We start from the raw sequence: 21135 nt of genomic DNA on the forward strand, positions 1-21135 counted from the left end.
ACTCCCTCATGCGTTGGTTCGAATCCAGCTACCCCAGTTTTTATCTATTTATTTGCCGGCGTGGCGGAATTGGCAGACGCGCTGGACTCAAAATCCAGTGATCTCACGATCGTGCCGGTTCGACCCCGGCCGCCGGTATTTTGGCACTAACGTAGTCTATACGTTGGTGCTTTTTTCTTTGTTAGACGTTATCGGCATTGAGGCATATATACGAACGGATAATATACGCCAGGAAAAATACCCATTGAATTATTTGAAATCTCAAAATAATTCAATGGGTATTTTTTATAAATAAATATCCAAGTGATTAAAAATAGCCTGTATAGTTTGTTGTGGAAGTGGCTGAATTTAAATGGGTGATTCTATCCATTAGAAGTGTCCAATCCTCTTGTGTAGGAATATTAGGCAAACGGTGAATCGGACATGGGAAATCTTCGTTCACATGTAGATCATAGTTGCAGATGATCAGGTTGGCTTGATGATCATTGATTTCTTTTTTTGTCACTGGTTGTTCAATCAAAAATTTGACTGAGATTTGTCGCAAGAAGAGTAATTCTGCTTCTTGAATAATATAATCGTCCATCGAGGGGCAACTTTGTAGTGCTACGATGACCCTCAGAGGTTGTTGTGACTTGATCCTTAAAATCGTTGCATGGAACGTGGTTAGGCTAGCTGCTAAGTGATCAAGATGTGTGAACTCAAACATCGGATGGACTTTTAATCGCTCTAAATGCTGAAGCCAAAGGTGAAAAAGCTCTGGGTATTTTTCTTTCATTAAATCAATCAAAGCTACAGAAGTCATTTCATATGACGGGCTCATCTTTGAGAGTAATCTTGTATTGATCAAGAAGGCTTCGATTTTGTCTAAAGCACCATTATCCAGCATCTGTTTTGGAAAAACCTGTAATAAAAAACGTTGGACTGCATCGACCACCACTGCATCTTCTTGACAACGGAAGGCGTAGGTTCGTTCTTCATCTAATCCTTGCCCATTTGAATAAGAAACACAATGTAAAAAAACGAGATACAGCCATAGTGATTCTGATTCAGGAATCGTTAGCTTGAAGAGTGAAGAATAATAGGAGGCAATCAGAGGTTCAATCAGTTGGTAGCCTCGATTTTTTTTGACTAAATCAATGGTGCTAGTGTTAAAGTGACAAAAGTTTTTAGACTGCCCTCTAACTTTAGCAATCGATAACCAAAGCGAAAAACGAAAATGGCTAAAATGCAGGAAAGTTATCCCACTTTTTCGACCATGAGCGATAATTGATTGCGCGTGTTGATTGCTATCAGAATCGATGATTTGACTATCACCAAAGCTTGAATAAAAAGAAAAGAGTAAAAAACGAATATCTTCTTCTTTGCCAATAAAAGTGAGCGGGCCGGTTGCTATCGATATGCGATACTCTTTCAGTACTTCATTCATATGACGAATGATATTGAAAATTGAACTACGAGAGATCATCAAGTGGTCTGATAATTGTTCTGTACTATACGTTTTGTTATGAAGCAATAGGTCCATCATCCGATAAATGGTTGTATCTTTAGCTAGTATAGTAATGACTGAATCGACAGAGATTTCTTGAGGATCTATTTGTAAGAATCCTTGTTCATTGTAAGTAATCTGAAAGTCAATCGTAGGTAAGGAATGATTGATAATATCGATATCTTTTCGTAAAGTTGGTTTTGATGTTCCTAACTTTTGTGATAGATCACTAAGGGTTAAATTTTTACTTTGGTGCGTACGTATAAACTGTAGTAAGTTATACTGTCGTTTGAATTGATTATCTAATTGTAATGTCATAGGTAAATTATTCATGAGAGGAACCTTTCTTTAAGACAAATATAGAATTTGAAAATAAGTACACTTTAGAAGATGAAAATATAGTTATTACTAATAGTGTATTAGTTATTTAAAATTTAATCAATCTTTTTATCATTATTTTCACATTTTTATTTAACTGTTGTCTATGAGCGATGATTCAATTGGCTCTTTTATATATTATCTTTGATAATGCTTATTTTTGAGCGATTAAACTCATTTGTAAATTAGATGAAATATTATTTTAAATAGATAAATCGTTATGTTGAATCTCATTTTAATTAAATTTAATAATGAATGTAATTGATTTTATGTAATTTTAGTTAGTGATAAGAAGTTATTTATTTGTTTAATCTAATCTTATTTTAAATAAAACCTTATTTTATGAATGCAAATATGTAGTGAGATATTCAGTTGGTAAGACTGAGTTTTAGTAGTAGCAAGTTTCATTCTGAATTTATTAGAAATGGAAATAGTATTTCTAACTAAATAACGAAAATTAAATTACTAAATATTTAGTAAAATAAATCGTTTTCTTTTCTTACCAGTCACGTTATAATAGATAAAAATGATCACTAGGGGATAGTGAAATGGCGAAGTTAACATTAGCGATTTATGATAAAGAAAGAGTTCCAAGAAAAAGTTTTCAAGGAGAAGAAGAAATAGAAAAAGAGTTGGTTGTGACAGCAGAAAATTTTGTGCATTTGTCTATGAGAAAGTTTGAGTACCAAGAAGGAGATCAAATCGTTGTCGAAATGGATGAGTCTGGGAGGTACTTATGGGTCAAACTAGATGAAACTTTAGAAAGTTCACTGATCTATCTACCGGGAAATAAATGGACCTATGAAGTTTCATTTCATTCCAATCGTATCAAAGCCAGACCGGAGACTCGTTTTTCTGGGGGACGTCATTATATGAGTGTTCGTTGTGCTTCTGAAGAGGAAGTGAAGATGTATCGTAATTTAGCATTGAATCCGCATGATCAAAAAGAAGAAACCGGTGCGTATCCACATGCGAGTGCAAATGTGGAAACGAGGAATGATGCCACTTTCTTTTCGTGTAATGCGATCGATGGCGTATACGCGAATCATTCTCATGGTTCATACCCATTTCAATCTTGGGGCATCAATCAGCAAGCTGATGCAGCTTTGACGATTGATTTTGGTCGAGAAGTTCAATTGGATAAAGTTGGCTTTACATGGCGAGCAGATTTTCCCCATGATAGTTACTGGACGAACGTGACGATTCAGTTTGATGATGGAACAAGTGAAACGTTTGCGACCGAAAAAACAGCTCAACCACAATATTTTTCATTTAGTGCAAGAAAGACCAAAGCTATTCGCTTTTGTGATCTTATTCAAGCGAATGACCCGTCGCCGTTTCCTGCATTGACGCAAATTGAACTGTGGGGCATGAATGACCAGCCGATGAAAGGATAAGCAATGAAAAAATACTTTTTGATGCAACTGTTGGAAGCCAAAAAAGAGTATCTTACGAATAAAGTAGTTCCTGAGTTGCCAGTATCGGGATATAGAGAGTTTTTGACGACTGGAGAGCGATTGGTTTTTGAGAAGGCTTACTTTGCAAGACGTAAACATGCTACTGTCTTGGCGTTGTCCTTATTGCAAAAAAAAGAAGCCAAAGTAGTTGAAGGGTTAGAACAAGTTTTATGGGAGATCTGCAATGAGTATAGTTGGAGTTTACCAGCTCATTTACCAATTGAAGCGAATCACTTTCGTGTGGATGCACCGACATGGATCGATTTATTTGCAGCTGAGACAGGACAAATGTTAGCAGAGATAGTCAAGCTGTTTGAGAAAGAATTATCTGAGCTCTTGACGTTTCGAATCCGGTCGGAAATCGATCGACGACTCTTCGTTCCTTTTGTAACAAACACATGGCCGTTTGAATCATTTGAAAACAATTGGAGTGCGGTTGTAGGTGGTTCGATTGGTATGGCTGCCTTGGATATACAAGAAAAAGGCGATGAATTACAAGCGGAGATATTGAGGAAGGTAGATCGTTGTATGGCCTCTTATTTACGAAGTTTTGGTATGGATGGCGCATGTGAGGAAGGCGTCAGTTATTGGGCATACGGATTTGGTTATTATATTTATTTTGCAGAAAAGTACCAACAAGTTTATGATGATGACCGCTATCTGTTGGGTGATAAAGTGAAAAAAATCGCGGCTTTCCCTAATTATGTGATGCTCGCTGAAACAGAGGCTATACCGTTTTCCGACTACCACCCAGCGGATTTACCAAGTGGATTATTGAGTTTCTGTCAGGAAAGGTTTCATGTCGCCATTCCCGAAGTTGAGAGAATCAATGATTTAGATTTTGATCATTGTTATCGTTTTGCCCCTTTATTACGTAATTTACTCTGGTCAAACCAGCATATTTTGAATGATCAAAACGAAATCATTCATTATTTTGAGGATGTGGCATGGGGCGTTCTTAGATCTCCGAAAGAAAATCTGGTCTTTGCAGCAAAGGGAGGACGAAATGATGAAAGCCATAATCATATAGATATTGGTCATTTCGTATTTGGTACGAGAGAAGACTTATTTCTTACCGATCTTGGGGCGGGAGAATATACAAAAGATTACTTTGATGAAAAAACACGTTATCTTTTCTTAGTGAACAGCGCGCTTGGGCATAGCATACCTATCGTTGCGAACAGTTACCAATTACCTGGAGCTGTTTCAGCGGAAGATACGAGTTTTCAATCAACGAGAACTGGTGGAGTCTTCAAGACCGAATTGGCTTCCACGTATCCTTCGCAGATAGGACTACGCCAGATGGATCGGACAATAGAAGTGGATCGTTCGAAACGACAACTTGTTTTGAGTGATGCATTTACATTCGAAAAAGAAAATCAGTTAGTTATTGAAAATTTTATAACGACAAATCCAGTGGAAGTTATAGGAAAAACGGTATGTATCACAGGAGAAAAAGAAAAGTGTGAGATGTATTTTTCAAAACCTGTGCAGTTGATCAGAGAAAGTTATTTCGATCACTATGGCCAAAAAAATGAAGCTACGCTGATCCAAGCGACTTATCAGTTGCTGAAAGAAGAAACAATCCAGATCGAGATTGTGATCAAAAGTAAATGAGGACACGTGATTATCAGCGATAAGCGTGCGCCTTGTTTAATGGAATAAGGTAGTGACACACACATCCTCGCAACCGAATAAATGGTGTTTCAGAAGCAATTCCTTCGTAAATAAGCTAGAAAACCCAAAAGTTTTAAAAATTCGGGTTTTCTAGCTTATTTATCGGAAGTTCATCTATCTATCATGAGTTCTTTTTATTTGGTGGGGTAGTTGAGCCACGGACGATTAATTCTGTATCTAATAGGATTCGTTTCGCAATACCAGGGGAGTGGATACGTTCGTGTAAAAGATTGATGCCTGTTTCGCCCATTTCCTCTGTATAAGCTCTGACCGTTGAAAGGGGTGGCGTGATGTAGCGAGAAATCGATAAATCATTGATACCCATCACGCTAATGTGTTTAGGTACTTGAATCTGATGAGCATTCAATGTATGGATGATACCGATAGCAAAAGCATCATTTGCGGCTAAAATGGCAGTCGGTAGATCGTCTTGCCATTGTGCTAAGGCTTTTTCTGTCAGTGATTCACTCGTTTTGACGTCAAGAGAACTATTTTCTTTTACGAAAAAATAATTTTCGTCGAATAGCTGATGATGTTTCATCATATCGATATACGTATTAGTCGTTGGTGTTTTGTAGGTTCGATACCCGTAGAGATTGGCACTTTCTTCTGCGCCGATATAGGCAATCTTTTTATGTCCTAAATCTAAGAGATGAGTAAGTGCGACTTCAGTGGCTTGACCAAAATCAGTATTGACACAGTCATAATCGTGAAAAGGAAAATTTGATCCGACGACGCATAGATTTGGCGCAGTAGTATTTAATTCATCAATTTTTTCTTGCGTGAATTTACCGATTGCTAAGATGCCATCGACTGCTTGGATTTGATGTTGTTCGTTTTGGGAAAAGTTAATGACGTGATAGCCAAGTTCCACCGCACGTTTTTCGGCAGCTAAACGAATGGACATGTAATAAATATCTTCTAGTTCTTCGTCACTCGTGCGCCAAGTAATCAAACCAAGGACACCTTTTTTTTTCAACAGTTCATTAGCTGAGTGGGAATTACCATTTTTTTTTGCTTTCTTTTTATATTTAGTGTAGTTCAGCTTTTCTGCAATTTCGAAAACTTTACGTTTGGTTTCTTCTGTTGCTGAGAGTGTATCATCATAATTTAAAACGCGTGAAACAGTAGAAATCGATACGCCTGCTTCCTTTGCGATGTCGGTGATCGTCGCCATAAGCTACCTCCGGATAATAGACTTTATTAATTATAGTATAGGTAATTTCAGTAAAAAGGCAAGTAAAAATATTTATTTTTTACCAAAAAAAATGTTGACTTTTTACTAATTTTAGGTAAAATTTAGTAAAAGAAAACGATTTCATTAGGAGGGGAGCCAAATCAAACGATTTCTCTTCGGATTACAATTCATTTTTATCGTTAGTTTTTGTACAGGATGTCAAATAAATAGCCGACAACAAGAGAAGGCTTTTGAAAATCAAATCAAAGAAGAAATCCAGCAAAAGGCGCGTGTTTTTACTGAAAAAGAATATCAGTCAGCAGAGGTTCCATTGCATCAGTGGGTAAAAATCGAAGGAAAAATTATACGATCAGATGGTCAAGAACAAATAGAAAAAGGCGATCGTTTTATTCTGAGAAGTGGTTCAAGTGATTACCAAGTATTCAATGAACAAGCAACAACAATCAATGTGGGCGATGAAGTGATCGTTTACGGAGAATATTATGGGTTTATCAAAGGATTTTTAATTGAAAGGGAGAATATACATGCAACAATTTCGTACAAAAAAACAATGGCAAGAAAATTTTCGCCAGTTAATGGCACCGTTACGTCCTTATTACAAAAATCAACCGGGGAAATTAAAACTAGGAACACATGGCACCGTCTATTCAGAGGCAACAAGAGAAGTTGAAGCATTTTTACGACCACTCTGGGGATTTGGTCCTTATCTGGTCGACGAAGATGATGCTGAATTAGCATCTGATTATCTGAAAGGAATCGTTGCAGGGACTGATCCACAGAGTGATGAGTATTGGGGGACAATAACAGACTATGACCAGTTGATTGTCGAGATGGCTTCAATAAGTACGACGTTGCTCTTGAATCCTGAAAAAATCTGGGGACGTTTAACTTCGATGGAACAGACGAACTTGGCAGAATGGTTATTCACAGTGAATTCGCGTAAGATACCTAAAAATAATTGGTATTTTTTCCGTATCTTGGTGAATATCGCATTGAAAAAATGTGGCAAATCCTATTCACAGCAACAAATCGATCAAGATTTTGAAGTGATCGAGCATTTTTACAATGACAATGGTTGGTATTTTGATGGGGCAGATACGCAATATGATTACTACGTCTCATTTGCGATCCATTATTACAGCTTAGTATATGCCCATTTTATGGCAGAGGAAGATCCAGTCCGCACAAAACGGATCAAAGAGCGGGCCGTTCTTTTTGCTCAAACATTTAAATATTGGTTTGATGCGAATGGCGAAGCATTACCTTTTGGTCGTAGCTTGACATACCGCTTTGCCCAAGCGAGCTTTTTCAGTGCCTTGGTGTTCGCGGATGTGGAAGCACTCCCTTGGGGTGAGATCAAAGGATTGCTTAGTCGTCATTTAGAAAACTGGATGGATAAAGAGATTTTCTCGACAGATGGGCTTCTAACTGTTGGATATCATTATCAAAATCTAGTGTTTGGAGAAGGGTATAACGGACCGGGTTCTCCTTATTGGGCAATGAAGAGTTTTCTCTTATTGGCTGTACCTGATGATCATCCGTATTGGCAAGCAGAAATATGTCCACTACAAATTGAAGAAAAGACGCTAGCGTTGCCGGAAAGTAAAAATTTTTACCAATACAATCATTCATTGACGCATCTTCAAGCTTTCCCAGCTGGGCAGTTTGTCAATCAGCAAAGCTTCCCACATGCCAAATATAGTAAATTCGTCTATTCGACACGTTTCGGTTTCAGTGTCCCAAAATCTGATTATTGGTATTACGAAGGTGCTTACGACAGTACGTTAGCTTTGGCAAAAGATGGTCATTATTTCCGTCCGAAAGGGTTAGACCTAGATTTTTCTGTTCTACCTGATCGTATCATCCATGAATGGTCTCCGTGGGAAGACGTCAAAATCTATTCCACGATCGTTCCATTGGAAAACTGTCACGTCAGAGTCCATGAAATTGACACAACTGCTCCTATACAAGCACATGATGGAGGTTTTAGTGTCCCTCTCGAACAGACTTTACCAAAAGGAGATGCGTTAAGTATCGAAGCAAAAACAAGTATCGGAATATCGAAGATCGAAGGAATCATCGGATATGAAAAAGCAGATGTCGTGCGAACGGAACCAAATACGAATCTCTTTTACCCACGTACGATGTTACCTTTTGTCTCAGCTGAGATCTCCTCAGGCAAACACTTGCTTGTATCCCTTGTTTCAGGGACTTTACCTGGTGAAACAGTGATCCAGCCAGTTATTGAGCAAAAAGGACAAAAATTACTGATCCAACAAAAGAATCAAACGATCGAACTAACGATTAGATAATGGAGGTAGGAATGACACAATTTGATTGGTTGACACATGAAATTGATTTTGTAACTAATAAAGTCAAAAAAAATCTGACACTTTTTCAAGATACCGTACCACCTGCTGCGAGCGTAGACCTTGTCTACGTTCCAGAGGAGAACACGGATTGGACAGCTAGTTTTTGGATAGGGATGCTCTTCCTAGTAAAAGAACTGACGAATGACCAAGCGGTTGATGCAACGATCGAAAAACAATTGGTATCTTTTCGTCAACGCCTTGAAAATGACATTGCGCTTGAAACGCACGATATCGGTTTTTTGTACACACTCTCAGCAGTCGCTGATTATCAAGTGAACCGACGGGAATCTTCAAAAGAATTAGCAATTCAAGCAGCGGATCGGCTGATGAAGCGTTATGACGTTAATACACAGATCATTCAAGCTTGGGGAGATTTAAAGGATGAGCACCAACGTGGACGTATGATCATCGATTGTCTGATGAACTTACCGCTTCTGTATTTTGCATCTAATATGACGGGAGAGAGCAGTTATAAAGAAGCTGCCTATGCCCATGCCAAACAAACACAACGTTACATCGTTCGTGATAATTTTACGACATACCATACGTATTATTTTGATCCGAAAACTGGCAAAGCAATCGGTGGTAAGACACAACAAGGGTTTTCAGATGATTCTTGTTGGGCGCGTGGGCAAGCATGGGGAATCTATGGCTTTACACTGAGTTATAATCATACAGGTGATTACACGTTTTTAGAAACAGCCAAAAAACTAGCTGACTATTTCATCGACTGCTTACCAGAAGACACTATCTGTTATTGGGATTTAGTATTTCATGATGGCAGTGGTGAAGAAAGAGACACTTCCGCTGCGGCAATCGCAGTGTGTGGTTTATTGGAACTGGCGAAGCAACTGCCATTAAGCGATCCGAAAAAAGAATATTATCAGACTGTTGCTATCGCAATTATGAAAACGTTATCAACTAATTATACAAGTGTGGATTCGCCACAATCGAACGGCTTGTTACTTGAAGGAGTCTATGACAAAAAATCAAATAAAGGAGTGAAGGAGTGCATGATCTGGGGGGATTACTACTATGTAGAAGCCCTGATAAGACTGAAAAAAGTTTGGTACAGTTACTGGTAAAAAACTAAGATGAAAGAAATGGAGGGAATTGGAATATGAAGTTTTGGAAAAAAAGTTTAGTTGCTGGATTACTTGTTAGTGGGGGGCTATGGTTGGGGGCCTGCGGAAATGAAAACCAAGCACAAGATCAAACGGATGGAATGGTGTTGACGGTCAGTACGTGGAATTATGATACTACGCCAGAATTTGACAAACTTTTTCGGGCATTTGAAAAGGAAAATCCAGGGGTAACGGTGAAACCAGTCGATATTGCTTCAGATGATTATGATACGAAATTGACCACGATGTTAGCCAGCGGAGATTCGACAGACGTGTTGACGATGAAAAATCTCTTGTCTTATTCAAATTATGCATTAAGAGATCAATTGGTGGATCTATCTTCACATATCAACGACTTAGACACGGCTCCTGCTGTAGAGACCTATGAGATGTATGACATTGATGGGAAAACGTATGCACAACCTTATCGTACCGATTTTTGGGTACTTTATTATAACAAAAAGTTATTTGATGAAGCAGGGTTACCTTATCCAGATAATTTGACTTGGGAAGAATACGAAGACTTGGCGAAAAAACTTTCAAAACCAGAAGAGCAAGTATACGGTGCTTACCAACATACTTGGCGCTCGACTGTCCAAGCGATTGCTGCTGCGCAAAATAATAAAAATCTGGTCGAGCCAGATTATGGATTTTTAGGTGCGTACTATGACCGTGTATTGCGGATGCAAGAAGACCAAGCACAGATGGACTTTGGTACAGCTAAATCAACGAATGTGACCTATCAATCTCAATTTGAAAACTCCAAGGCAGCCATGATGTACATGGGTTCTTGGTACATGGGCGCATTATTGACAAATATTGATGCTGGAACAACAGATGTGGAGTGGGGGATTTCTCAAATGCCACAAAATGAAAAAGGAAAGGAAATCCAAACATTTGGGTCACCAACAGCCTTTGCGATCAATAAGAACTCGAAACAACAAGAACTAGCGCAAAAGTTCCTTGATTTTTGTTCGGGTGAAGCGGGAGCTAAAGTGTTAGCAGAAGTAGGTGTAGTACCTTCTTATCGCACAGATGCGATCAATGAGTTGTACTTTAGCCGTAAGGGAATGCCAAATGACGAAGTCTCACAAACAGCTTTCACGCCAGAGAAGATCGCCATTGAGTTTCCAGTGGATGAAAACGGACCAGCTATCGATAAGATTTTACAAGAAGAACATGAACTGATTTTAGTAGGAGACGAAACACCAAAAGAAGCAGTTGGTAATATGGAAAAACGAGTAAAACAAGAAAGTGAATAAAAAGGTGTGAGACGATTTGTCTTGAAGGTGTAAGATTTCTTTCATTTTCATATCAAATAAATAAGGGGGATAAATGATTTTCCTCCGCTATCTTGTCAACTATATGCTGAAGGAGCTGTCTCTACGCCTTCAGTATATAGCTAACAGGAATACCTGTAATTGCCTTTAATGAAAGGGGGAGCGTTAAAAGAACCAATTGGTTTTTTTGACATCAAGCTATGGAAGTAACGAAGTCAGCTTCACGTAAATTAAAACGTAAAAATACGATGATTGCTTGGTCATTTATTGCGCCAAATTTTATTGGATTTTTAATTTTTACTTTAGTACCTGTTGTTTTTTCATTGATTTTAGCCTTTATGAAATGGGATTCCTTTAGTACACCCGAATTTGTTGGTATGCAAAATTTCACTCGCATGTTATCGGATGATACATTTTGGATCTCTCTTAAAAATACCTTTTTGTATACGATCGGTGTTGTTCCGTTGACATTGATTTGTTCATTGGGCTTGGCCATATTGTTGAATCAGAAAATAAGAGGAGTCAAATTTTTTCGGACGGCTTTTTTCTTTCCATATGTCACATCATTAGTGGCAATCGCAGTGGTGTGGAGCATGTTGTTCCATCCCACCATGGGACCGATCAACCAGTTTTTACGTATGGTTATCGAAAATCCCCCAGGTTGGTTGTCTAGTTCAGATTGGGCATTGACAGCGATCATTATCGTTAGTGTCTGGCGAGGGATGGGGTACTACATGATTTTATACTTAGCTGGCTTACAAGGGATCTCGAAAGAATTGTACGAAGCAGCTGCAATGGATGGTGCGAATAAATGGAAACAATTCATCCACATCACCGTGCCTGCATTGCGCCCAACAACCTTTTTTGTAACGATCATGTTGGTTATCAACTGCTTCAAGATTTTTGACCTTGTCCAAGTGATGACCGATGGAGGACCGGGGCGTGCGACTAATGTGTTAGTTTACCAAGTTTATAGTGAAGCGTTCGTAAAATTCAATTTCGGCTATGCTTCAGCGATCGCTATGGTCTTGTTTGTCATCGTCCTTGTGATTACAGTTATCCAGTTTAAATGGAATCAGATCCGAGAGAAAGTGTAAAGGAGGAGAACGGATGAATAATCGATCAGAAAAAAATTCATTTCATAAAATTTTAGTATTTACGTTACTTCTAATTTTTTCACTGCTCACTTTGATCCCTTTTATCTGGATGATCTCTGCCTCATTCAAAACGAACAATGATGTCTTTTCGGTTCCGATCCAATGGATACCTAAAACCTGGCATCCAGAAAACTATTCGGTCATTTGGACACGCATTCCATTATTGACCTTTTTCAAAAATACAGCCATTTTAAGTATCGTGATCACGTTGATCCAGTTATTTACATCAAGCTTTGCTGCTTATGGATTTTCCAAAATGCACTTTAAAGGAAGAAACCTCCTTTTTCTTGCATATATTGGTACGATCGCTGTTCCATGGCAATCTTATATGATCCCACAATTTATCATGATGAGACAATTAGGTTTATCAGATACGTTGCTTTCTTTGATTTTGCTACAAGCATTTAGTGCATTTGGGGTATTTTTATTGAAACAATACTATAGTAGTATTCCCGATTCACTTTGCGAAAGTGCAAGAATTGATGGATTATCCGAATGGGGCATCTATCGCAGGATCATCTTACCATTGACTAAACCAGCTTTGGCTAGTTTGACGATCATCACTTTTGTCAATACATGGAATGACTACATGGGACCTTTTATTTATCTGTCATCTACAGAAAATAAAACGATCCAATTAGGATTAAAAATGTTCGTCGGATTGTATGATACGGAATATGCCTTGATCATGGCAGCGTCTGTGTTGTCTGTTTTACCAGTTGCGATTGTCTTTTTAGCCATGCAAAAATATTTTGTTGAAGGTATTGCTTCTTCTGGGGTCAAAGGATAGAAAGGAAAGGCTATGTTTAAAAAGCAAACATTTGAAACGAATGTTTACATGAAGCTGTTTCGTTTAGCATATAGTTTTCTGGCGGGCAATCTATGCTTATTACTGGTGAATCTCCCATTTTTTTTAGTCGTAGTAACTACTGCGATCGATATCAGGAATAGCCTCATTTTCTTAGGAAGTCTGTTTTTTTTCTTACCTGCCGCCATGACAATTTTTGCCTGGTTTGTTGAGGGAATCCAAGAAAACGAAGTTCCAGTCAAAACTTTTTTTCAATTGTATCGCCGGGCATGGAAAAAAAGTATGTACTTAGGTGGTCCAGGATATCTTGTAATCGTGATCTCTTTTGTCGATATCCTGTTTTTCATGCACCAACCAATCGGAAAATGGCTCATTCCTTTCTTTTTCTTATTGATCATCTTAGCTATTAGTCTGATCGCGAATAACTTTTATCTCCAAGTAAGAAATCCAGAAATCTCCATACGAAAAATCTACCACGTCTCTTTCTATTATGTATTGAAAAAGTGGTACATTAGTTTATTGAATACTATTTTGGTGTTTCTTTTGCTGATCGTGATGGTCGTTAAGCCCCAATTTGGTTTCTTACTCACTCCCTGTTTATTTCTAGGCTTGATTTATTTGAACTGTAAGCAGACCTATCGACATTTAAGTCAAAATCAGTAGACGCTAAAGAATAAAAAATTTGAAAAACAACCAGCCCCCAAAAGTGAGACCAAAAATCTAACTTTTGGGGGCTAATCATTTTGAATAATATTCATTTTGAATAATATTCATTGATCAGTGCCACGAAGATATAGGGGAAAGTTTAATAGATACTAGAATCGAAAGCTTTTTCCAACCAATAGCCATAGGACAAGTGGTATCAGGAACAGCCCGCTTGCAGTCATGATCCAATCAATTGAGATGACATCTGCTAATGGACCTAAAATCAACATCGTAGCCGGTGAAGCAATACTGATTGCCATTGTTACTAAACTCATGACACGCCCCATATGGGCATGATCGGTTTTTGCTTGGAAGAATGAAACCATAGCAGTTCGTGAGATGGGCACAACAAAACCAATTGCTACCATCATGGCGAAATACAGCCAGAAATTTGATGTCAGACCTAACAAAATAAAAGGGATGACCAACAATGAATAGCCTAAAGCAATCGTTTTGATTTTATTTTTGAAACCTCCCCAAGTACTCATCACAGATCCTCCAACTAACATCCCAGCAGCAAAACCAATCTCAATGGCTGATAGCTGCCATAGTCCGTCATGAAAATTACGAGTGATTTGTAAAGGCGCTAAATTTGCAGCAGGTGTAGAAAATATACTGCCCATAAAACCAACAAGGATCAGTGCGAGCAGGATTTTATGAGTACGGAGGTATTTGATACCTGAGTTTATTTCGGATAACACGTTTATTTTATTTGTTTCTTGAGATTTCATTGGGGAAACTGTTACTCGAAAAAACAGCATAGTCACACCGATAACCGCTGTCACAAAGTCGATCATCAATATCATCTCTAAAGGTAAAACTGTCAGTAATGTTGCTGCTAATGCAGGACTTGCAAGCATCATCACAGCTTGGATCGTTTGATCAATGCCGTTGATCCGTACTAAGTGCTTTTCTTTGGCAATTTGTGGAATGAGCGAAGAGACAGCAGGCGTTTGAAATCCTTGACCTACAGAGCGAATGAATATCAGTCCCAATAATAAGAAAAGATTATGCTCCATTTCTTTGTTTATCATCAATAAAATCGCCATGAACAAAGAAGCAAGTGCAACGCAGCTATCAGATAAAATAGCGATTTTTTTTCGGTCGTAATGATCAGCAAGTGTTCCTGCAAAAGGCATGACCAGCACCATTGGTAAGATGCCAATAGCGTTCATCAAACCAACCATCGTTCCTGATTGGGTTGATAATGTGACATGCCAAATAATAGCATACTGTACCAACATCGTTCCGATCATTGAGATGGCTTGCGATGTTAGTAAGTATGCTATGTTCGTTTTCCAATTCTTTTCATCATAAATAATTTTTGACATTTGTATTCTCTCCCTTTTGATATAAATCATGTGCTTAACAATTTATATGCCCAAAAGGGTTTTTCGGAGAATGTGTCCTAATTGCTGTCACGAATTTATCATATCTAAAAAAATTTGTAAAGAACAAATAGGAGGGAAGTACTCATGCAAACGATTATGATACTAAAAAGATCTTTTATTAGGAATGTAATAAATAACAATGTAAAAATGATAGGATGAGTTGCGTAATAAATTGATCTAAGAGATAGTAGTGAAATTGAATCCTTAAATATAAAGATGAATCAACCGCATTGATTTTGGATTTTCCAAAAATGAGCAACTATTAAATAACGATTTATTTTGATGGAGAAGTAGCTGATAAATTGTTTAGAGGATGTTTCTCAGTTTTTCGTTTTTTGATTGTCTTTGACGTATCTATTAAATAGAGAAGCGAAACTTTATTTTTGAAAGGAAAAGAGGGAGAGATGAGAAAACGAACAAACAACTTTTAATGGGTATAGTAGTGCTGATCAGTTTGGTAATGATTGGAATCGGCGGGAAAGTATACATGGATAACAGGGAAGAAAGAAAAGCGCAAGAATTGTTAGCAGTCGAGAAGCAATCGGTCCAAGTATTAAAAAATACATTTGCGGATATTGCAGAAGTTAAATTTGAACGTTCTGCTAAAAATGAAATGACAGGTTCATACACCCTATTTGTAACAATCAAAAATAAAAAAGGGGAACGTGACTCATTTTCTTTTTCTTTTTGGAAAGAGAGAAATGAAATTGGTTCATATATTATCAATAATGTAAATGTTCAAAAAGAAGGGATCACAAAAGAACCGATCCATATCGTATTCTCAAATAATATGGAGGGTAAACTATGACATTTAGTGATAAAGAATATCAAGAATTTAGTGATAAAGTATATCGGTTAGATCAAAATGATGATAAGAAATATGATTCAGATATGACAGAGGGAACTATTTTTAAAATAGATAAAAAATATAAAATTTTAAAGATTCAAGAGAACTTTGGTTCAGATGGCACCTAAGCTATGGCAGTCGCTCCGTTGGATGAAAAAGGGAACGTTGATACTTCCCAAGTAGTGATTTCTTATGCAGGAACAAATATATAAGATATTAAGGATATTGAAAATGAATAAACGAATGAAAAGGCAAATATTAATAGGTATCACAGTAATAATCAGTTTGGTAATAATCAGTTTGGTAATAATCATAATTGGAGGGAAAGCATACATAAATAAGAGAGAAGAAACAAAAGTACAAGAATTGTTAGCAGTAGAGAAACAATCGGTGCAAGTATTAAAAAATACATTTGCGGATATTGGAGAAGTGAAATTTGAAAAAACAGGATATAACAGTGTGACAGTTTCATACAGAAAGGTAGTGACTATGAAAAATTCAAAAGGACAATCCGTCTATTTTGATTTTGGATTTGGAAATCATAGTCAAGAAGTTGATGATTATGGAATTGTAGATAGACATGTACAAATTGAAGGGATAACCTATACCCAAGTAAAAGTAACTTATTCCAACGGTCAGGAGGAAGAGGGATGATTTTGGTAAAATAGTAGTTTGGTGTATTGGCGATAGTCTAAAAGCGAGAGGGATACGAATGAATAAACAACTGTTAATAGGCATCACAGCAATAATCAGTTTGATAATGATCGGAATCGGAGGGAAAGTATACATGGATAAGAGAGAAGAAAGAAAAGTGCAAGAATTATTAATCGCAGAAAGAGAATCGGTCCAAGCTTTGAAGAATATATTTGCGGATATTTTAGAGGTGAAAATGGAAGATGCAGGATATGACAATGTTTCCATGACGGGGGCTTATGGCATGCGCGTTACTCTAACAAATACTAAAGGCCAGTCTGTTTGTTTTTCCTATAGTTTTGGAAACCATAGTCGTGAAATTGGTAGCTATGGAGTTATAGATAGAACAGTACAAGTAAAAGGAATTACTAAAAATAAAGTAAAAGTGATTCATTCCAATGGTAAGGTGGATTATGTATGATAATTACAGATAAAAACTATAATCAAATAAGTGAGCAGGTATACTGGCTAGATCCTAAACATCCTAGATATAATATTGATTTAAAGGAATGGATCATTCAAAATTTCGGTGGGGCTGAATTCAAAATACTAAAACTCCGTGAAAACTCGAAAACAGATGGCATGCAAGCTATGGCAGTCGCTCCGCTGGATGAAAAAGGGAATGTTGATACTTCCCAAGTAGTGATTTCTTATGCAGGAACAAATACATCAGATTTTAAGGATATAGAAACAGATATACGAACGATCGGTGGTTTTTTTGATAAAACAGTTAGTCCGGGTTTTTCTATGACACCTAGTCAAGCACGTGTTTCAGGGCAATTGACGTCAGCAACTGAGTTTGCGAAAGAGGTAAAGAATGAGTATAAAGATGCCGAAATTTCTACAACGGGACATTCATTAGGACAGTATCTAGCCTTGTATGTCGCAGCTGAAAACCAATGGAAAAATGTTGGGTTCAATGGACCAGATCCTTACGAACTATTATCTCCAGAAGCAAAAAAATGGATAAAGGAAAATCCGGGGATGTTGACGAATTATCGTAATCGTGGGGATGAATTGCTTGGCAATCTCATGGGAGATGGAACAGGCGCAGAAATAAAAATAAGCATGGAAATGGGGTTAATGAATCCGTTTGATTATCATGGTTTAGATATTTGGAGGTTTGATAAATACGGAAATCTGATCATTCCAGAGAACGACTATAATACGAAAGCAAGTATACAACAGGAAAAACATAAAGCAATGAGTGATTTTTCAAGTCATTTGGGTACGTTGAAAAAATGGCGTGAGAAGTTTACTGCGAGTGGAGGACATTTATCAGCGAATGAGCGAATTTATTTGAATCATAGTCAAACAAAGGTAGTTGTAGAAACAATGGGACGAAAAACTAAAAGTGCAATGGAAGAAGTCATTCGAATCAATCAGAGTAGTATTGAACGAATCGAAATGAATTGGGCAGAAGAGGTACGAAGAGCGGAACATGCTGCACCTTCTTTAAGTGCTTGGGAAGTAAAAGAAACATTGGCATCTGTTGGCGTGACATGGGAAACACACGTAATGACGCCAAAGGAAAAATGTCAACAAAGAATCCAAAAAGCCAGACGAAAAGGCGAACGCTATGACGAATTGGCGAAAGAAATCAAAAATAAAATCGATGATTTAGTCGCACGAGATCAAGAATTAGCCAATCAACTAAAGGGATGAGGGAAGAAAATGACGATTGAAGAGTTGCAAGCAGACTATCAGAGAAAACGAATCAAACTAGAAGAAGAGGAAGACTTGTTGCGATATTTCAACCGAAAAGGAGAAGAAGTAGTTGAACAATCTGAACAACTGTTAAGGCGAAGTCTAAATGGTTTAGCCCGTGATAACGAACCGTTGATGAGAGCAAGGAAACAATATCAAATTGCAGAAGAGAAATATAAGACAGCATTAAATTCAGAACGACGTCAGTTACATCAACGATTCGATGATTTAGAACGAGAGTATCAAGCGGCTTATCGAAAGTTAAGTCAGTGATAAAAGAGCAATCATTACATAAAAACATACCAACATGTCGTTGAATCGGAACAATCGCACGTATCTTCTGATTGAGGGGAAATCATACCTTTTTACGAGTACAATAAACAGCTAAAAGTTAATTCTGCTTTACTCAATGAAAGTGGAGTTTTGAAATTCGAATTTTCTATATTTGGCAATTTTCTCATATAGATTAGTCTATAAAAATGTATCAATCAGAAGAGGAATTTAAGAATGATTGAGGAGCGCTTTCGTTGGTTATAGCGTAAAGTCTCTCAAAAGTAAGAGGTAGATAAGGAGGAAACTAGTTTGTCAAAATATATAATCTCTATAAATTAGATGTTAGATAACTTTATCTTGAGGAACTAATTATAGATTTTTGGCAACGGGAAGTCATGGATGAATTAGAAGATTTGTTAAATGAATTAAGAAAAACTTTAGAGCGATGGAATGTCCAAACTGTGGGAATTGCCATGCAGGGAAATTTAGCGGCAGAAAAGAAAACGACGGATAAAACCCATAAGGATGCGGTAAAGGAAGCGGAAAATTCATTTTCTAGTAGTCGTGATCAGTTAGAAAATTCTTTAAAAGGAGGATTTGCCAAAAAGGTAATAGAAGTATTCGATGAACAAGAAAAAGAATTGAAAGTGTTTGAATAAGTCAGTGTTATCACAAGAATAATAAGTGTTAGTTTGGCGGGCTGTTCACTCTATGTTTCTTTTTATAATTGATTTATCCGAACCCCAAGCTACCTTGTCTAATAAGTGGAGTTAAAATGTAAAAAAGAACTTGAGAAAACGATTTGTTTTCCCAAGTTCTTTTTCGATGTTGGATGATGGATTTCGTTTCAAAAAACACGCTATGCATTAGTCTATAGTATCAAGCCATTGCTTGGCATGGGTCAACTCATCCATTGTCAATTGATGTCCTTGATCTGTGATTTGTGTTGTTACTTTGGCGCCTCGTGAATCAAATTCGCGAACTAATTGACTAAATGAAGTATTAGAAACGATTGGATCTCCTTCGCCAAAGGATAACCAGACAGAAGTGTCAGGGAGTTCTGATTTTTCCTGATAGTCATCTAAGGACATCGGGTGAAAGAAGAGTCCTTTTTTTAGTTCTGTCTGTTGAGCCAACATGATATGAGCGGCAATATTTGCTCCGTTTGAAAAACCGACAACGATCCAATCAGTTAATGGGATATCTTGTAAGTGACTGATTTCCTTGATTTTATTATATAGGTTTGTAGATTCTTCAGCTAAACTATCATAGTCGAATTGGTTCAAGCCGTTTCTTTTGAAAAAACGATTCAAGCCTTGCTCGTTGATGTTCCCTCTAAAGGATAAAAGAGTACTTTCAGGTGCAAGAAACGCTGCAATTTCCAAAAGTGAGTGCTCATCGCCACCAGTTCCATGAAGTAAAATCAATTTTTTTTGTGTTGCTTTTCCTTGTCTATAAAGATACTTCAAATGACTCACTCCTGTCGTCGTTAATCTACCCGTTTTTGGTTCGCATCACGCGTGTCAAAAGGTCGAACATACGCTTCGATTTCTTTTCTTTTTGCTTCCAATAATGGTGGCAAAGCAAGGATCTCTCCAGCTGTTTCAGCGGGTTCATCTCCAAAGAATCCAGGGCCATCGGTGGCTAATTCAAATAAGACATGAGTAGAAGCTAAGAAATACTCAGATTCAAAGTAAAAGCGATCAACAAATCCAGAGCTAGGTAGGGAGGTCTGACTAATTTTATTGATCCAAAACTGCAGTGCTTCATGATTAGCTACACGTAAAGCGAGGTGATGGACATTGCCGTACCCTTCGATGGCTTTGGGTAGATCGGCACGATGTTCGACGATGATACTAGCGCCGTTTCCACCAGCACCGACTTCAAATAAATAAAAATCATCCACTTGTTCGATTTCTTTAAAACCGAGTAAGGCCAGCAATACTGTTCGGATCGGCTCAAGATCACTCACACGTACGATGACTGGACCAAGTCCAGTGATTGCCACGTCTGTCGGTATACTACTGTTTTTCCAGGGAATACCCGCAGGAACGCCGCTATTTTTTTCATCCGAAATCAATTGATACGCTTGTTCATCGAAATCTTCAAATTCAAGATATTTCTTACCAAAACGTTCTTTGATCTCAGAATGAGTGATTTGGTATTTTTCAAAGCGAGCCAACCAATACTCTAATGCTGTATCGGATGGAACACGAAAAGAAGTGCGCGCGATCGTGTCCGTTCCTTTCGTTCCTTTTGGCTGGTTGGGAAAATCAAAAAAGGTCATATCTGTACCGGCAGAGCCATGTTCGTCGGTGAAATATAAGTGGTAAGTTTCAATATCATCTTGATTCACTGTCTTTTTGATCAAACGCATGCCTAAAATGTCTGTAAAGAAGCGATAGATTTTTGCTGCGCTAGATGTCATTGCTGTCACATGGTGGACGCCTCTGATTGTTGTATCCATAATTTATCCTCTTTTCCTTTAACTTACAAAAAGTAAGTAAACGTTATTAAAGTTAGTATAGGACGTTACCAAAAATTTTGCAATAAATATGTCTTACTAGTTGAAAGAGAGGTTG

At 37.6% G+C, this 21135-nt stretch carries 19 protein-coding genes, 2 tRNA genes and 1 pseudogene (1 of these 22 running past the window's edge); 17 read left to right on the forward strand and 5 right to left on the reverse strand.

Features of this window, described 5'->3' with window-relative positions; all coding sequences use genetic code 11:
• Positions 1-37: transfer RNA gene (locus tag IGK77_RS05095), tRNA-Gln, on the forward strand (it extends 35 nt beyond the left edge of the window).
• Between the two features lie 17 nt (positions 38-54).
• Positions 55-138, forward strand: a tRNA-Leu gene (locus IGK77_RS05100).
• Between the two features lie 169 nt (positions 139-307).
• On the opposite strand, the gene IGK77_RS05105 is transcribed toward IGK77_RS05100, so the two are convergent.
• Positions 308-1819: a helix-turn-helix domain-containing protein gene (locus IGK77_RS05105; protein ID WP_071868038.1), complete on the reverse strand. Its 1512-nt coding sequence runs from the start codon at positions 1817-1819 to the stop codon at positions 308-310.
• A 593-nt stretch (positions 1820-2412) separates the two neighbouring features.
• Between IGK77_RS05105 and IGK77_RS05110 the strand changes: the two genes are divergently transcribed.
• Positions 2413-3261, forward strand: coding sequence for a discoidin domain-containing protein (locus tag IGK77_RS05110; protein ID WP_074801817.1), 849 nt, complete (start codon positions 2413-2415; stop codon positions 3259-3261).
• A 3-nt stretch (positions 3262-3264) separates the two neighbouring features.
• Positions 3265-4938, forward strand: coding sequence for a hypothetical protein (locus IGK77_RS05115; protein ID WP_074801819.1), 1674 nt, complete (start codon positions 3265-3267; stop codon positions 4936-4938).
• A gap of 181 nt (positions 4939-5119) precedes the next feature.
• On the opposite strand, the gene IGK77_RS05120 is transcribed toward IGK77_RS05115, so the two are convergent.
• A complete protein-coding gene (locus IGK77_RS05120) occupies positions 5120-6175 on the reverse strand; it encodes a LacI family DNA-binding transcriptional regulator (RefSeq protein ID WP_071868035.1) in 1056 nt (351 codons plus the stop codon).
• Positions 6176-6720: 545 nt separating this feature from the next.
• Between IGK77_RS05120 and IGK77_RS05125 the strand changes: the two genes are divergently transcribed.
• The 6 genes from IGK77_RS05125 to IGK77_RS05150 all read left to right on the forward strand — a co-directional run bounded on the left by IGK77_RS05125 (position 6721) and on the right by IGK77_RS05150 (position 13600).
• Positions 6721-8508: a DUF2264 domain-containing protein gene (locus IGK77_RS05125; protein WP_074801823.1), complete on the forward strand. Its 1788-nt coding sequence runs from the start codon at positions 6721-6723 to the stop codon at positions 8506-8508.
• Between the two features lie 11 nt (positions 8509-8519).
• Positions 8520-9653, forward strand: coding sequence for a glycoside hydrolase family 88 protein (locus IGK77_RS05130; protein WP_143073263.1), 1134 nt, complete (start codon positions 8520-8522; stop codon positions 9651-9653).
• A 35-nt stretch (positions 9654-9688) separates the two neighbouring features.
• Positions 9689-10954, forward strand: coding sequence for an ABC transporter substrate-binding protein (locus IGK77_RS05135; RefSeq protein WP_074801828.1), 1266 nt, complete (start codon positions 9689-9691; stop codon positions 10952-10954).
• 218 nt (positions 10955-11172) lie between these two features.
• Positions 11173-12069, forward strand: a complete 897-nt coding sequence (locus IGK77_RS05140; RefSeq protein WP_074801831.1) for a carbohydrate ABC transporter permease — start codon at positions 11173-11175, stop codon at positions 12067-12069.
• Between the two features lie 13 nt (positions 12070-12082).
• Positions 12083-12919, forward strand: a complete 837-nt coding sequence (locus IGK77_RS05145) for a carbohydrate ABC transporter permease (RefSeq protein ID WP_074801835.1) — start codon at positions 12083-12085, stop codon at positions 12917-12919.
• A 12-nt stretch (positions 12920-12931) separates the two neighbouring features.
• On the forward strand, positions 12932-13600 hold the full coding sequence (locus IGK77_RS05150) for a DUF624 domain-containing protein (protein WP_071868031.1): 669 nt from the start codon (positions 12932-12934) through the stop codon (positions 13598-13600).
• Positions 13601-13752: 152 nt separating this feature from the next.
• On the opposite strand, the gene IGK77_RS05155 is transcribed toward IGK77_RS05150, so the two are convergent.
• A complete protein-coding gene (locus IGK77_RS05155) occupies positions 13753-14973 on the reverse strand; it encodes an MFS transporter (protein ID WP_074801838.1) in 1221 nt (406 codons plus the stop codon).
• A gap of 490 nt (positions 14974-15463) precedes the next feature.
• On the opposite strand from IGK77_RS05155, the gene IGK77_RS05160 reads away from it, so the two are divergent.
• The 7 genes and pseudogenes from IGK77_RS05160 (at position 15464) to IGK77_RS05190 (ending at position 19212) form a co-directional block, all read left to right on the forward strand.
• A complete protein-coding gene (locus IGK77_RS05160) occupies positions 15464-15841 on the forward strand; it encodes a hypothetical protein (protein WP_071868029.1) in 378 nt (125 codons plus the stop codon).
• Positions 15838-16086 (forward strand): annotated as a pseudogene (locus IGK77_RS05165) (lipase); the annotation flags it as partial. The gene IGK77_RS05160 and the pseudogene IGK77_RS05165, both read left to right, overlap by 4 nt.
• 25 nt (positions 16087-16111) lie before the next feature.
• Complete coding sequence (locus IGK77_RS05170; protein WP_074801841.1) at positions 16112-16534, forward strand: hypothetical protein; 423 nt, start codon at positions 16112-16114, stop codon at positions 16532-16534.
• A 58-nt stretch (positions 16535-16592) separates the two neighbouring features.
• Complete coding sequence (locus IGK77_RS05175) at positions 16593-16994, forward strand: hypothetical protein (protein WP_074801843.1); 402 nt, start codon at positions 16593-16595, stop codon at positions 16992-16994.
• Positions 16991-18238: a lipase gene (locus IGK77_RS05180; protein WP_074801846.1), complete on the forward strand. Its 1248-nt coding sequence runs from the start codon at positions 16991-16993 to the stop codon at positions 18236-18238. Before IGK77_RS05175 ends, IGK77_RS05180 begins: the two co-directional genes overlap by 4 nt.
• A gap of 9 nt (positions 18239-18247) precedes the next feature.
• Complete coding sequence (locus IGK77_RS05185; RefSeq protein WP_074801849.1) at positions 18248-18553, forward strand: hypothetical protein; 306 nt, start codon at positions 18248-18250, stop codon at positions 18551-18553.
• Positions 18554-18948: 395 nt separating this feature from the next.
• Complete coding sequence (locus tag IGK77_RS05190; RefSeq protein ID WP_010735819.1) at positions 18949-19212, forward strand: hypothetical protein; 264 nt, start codon at positions 18949-18951, stop codon at positions 19210-19212.
• Positions 19213-19419: 207 nt separating this feature from the next.
• On the opposite strand, the gene IGK77_RS05195 is transcribed toward IGK77_RS05190, so the two are convergent.
• Together IGK77_RS05195 and IGK77_RS05200 are read right to left on the reverse strand one after the other, a co-directional pair.
• Complete coding sequence (locus IGK77_RS05195) at positions 19420-20022, reverse strand: alpha/beta hydrolase (RefSeq protein ID WP_074801852.1); 603 nt, start codon at positions 20020-20022, stop codon at positions 19420-19422.
• 20 nt (positions 20023-20042) lie between these two features.
• On the reverse strand, positions 20043-21020 hold the full coding sequence (locus tag IGK77_RS05200; protein WP_074801854.1) for a ring-cleaving dioxygenase: 978 nt from the start codon (positions 21018-21020) through the stop codon (positions 20043-20045).
• Positions 21021-21135: the final 115 nt, after the last annotated feature.

Origin of the sequence: Enterococcus sp. DIV0806c (assembly GCF_051710905.1) — a bacterium.
Classification (GTDB): Bacteria; Bacillota; Bacilli; order Lactobacillales; family Enterococcaceae; genus Enterococcus_B; species Enterococcus_B mundtii.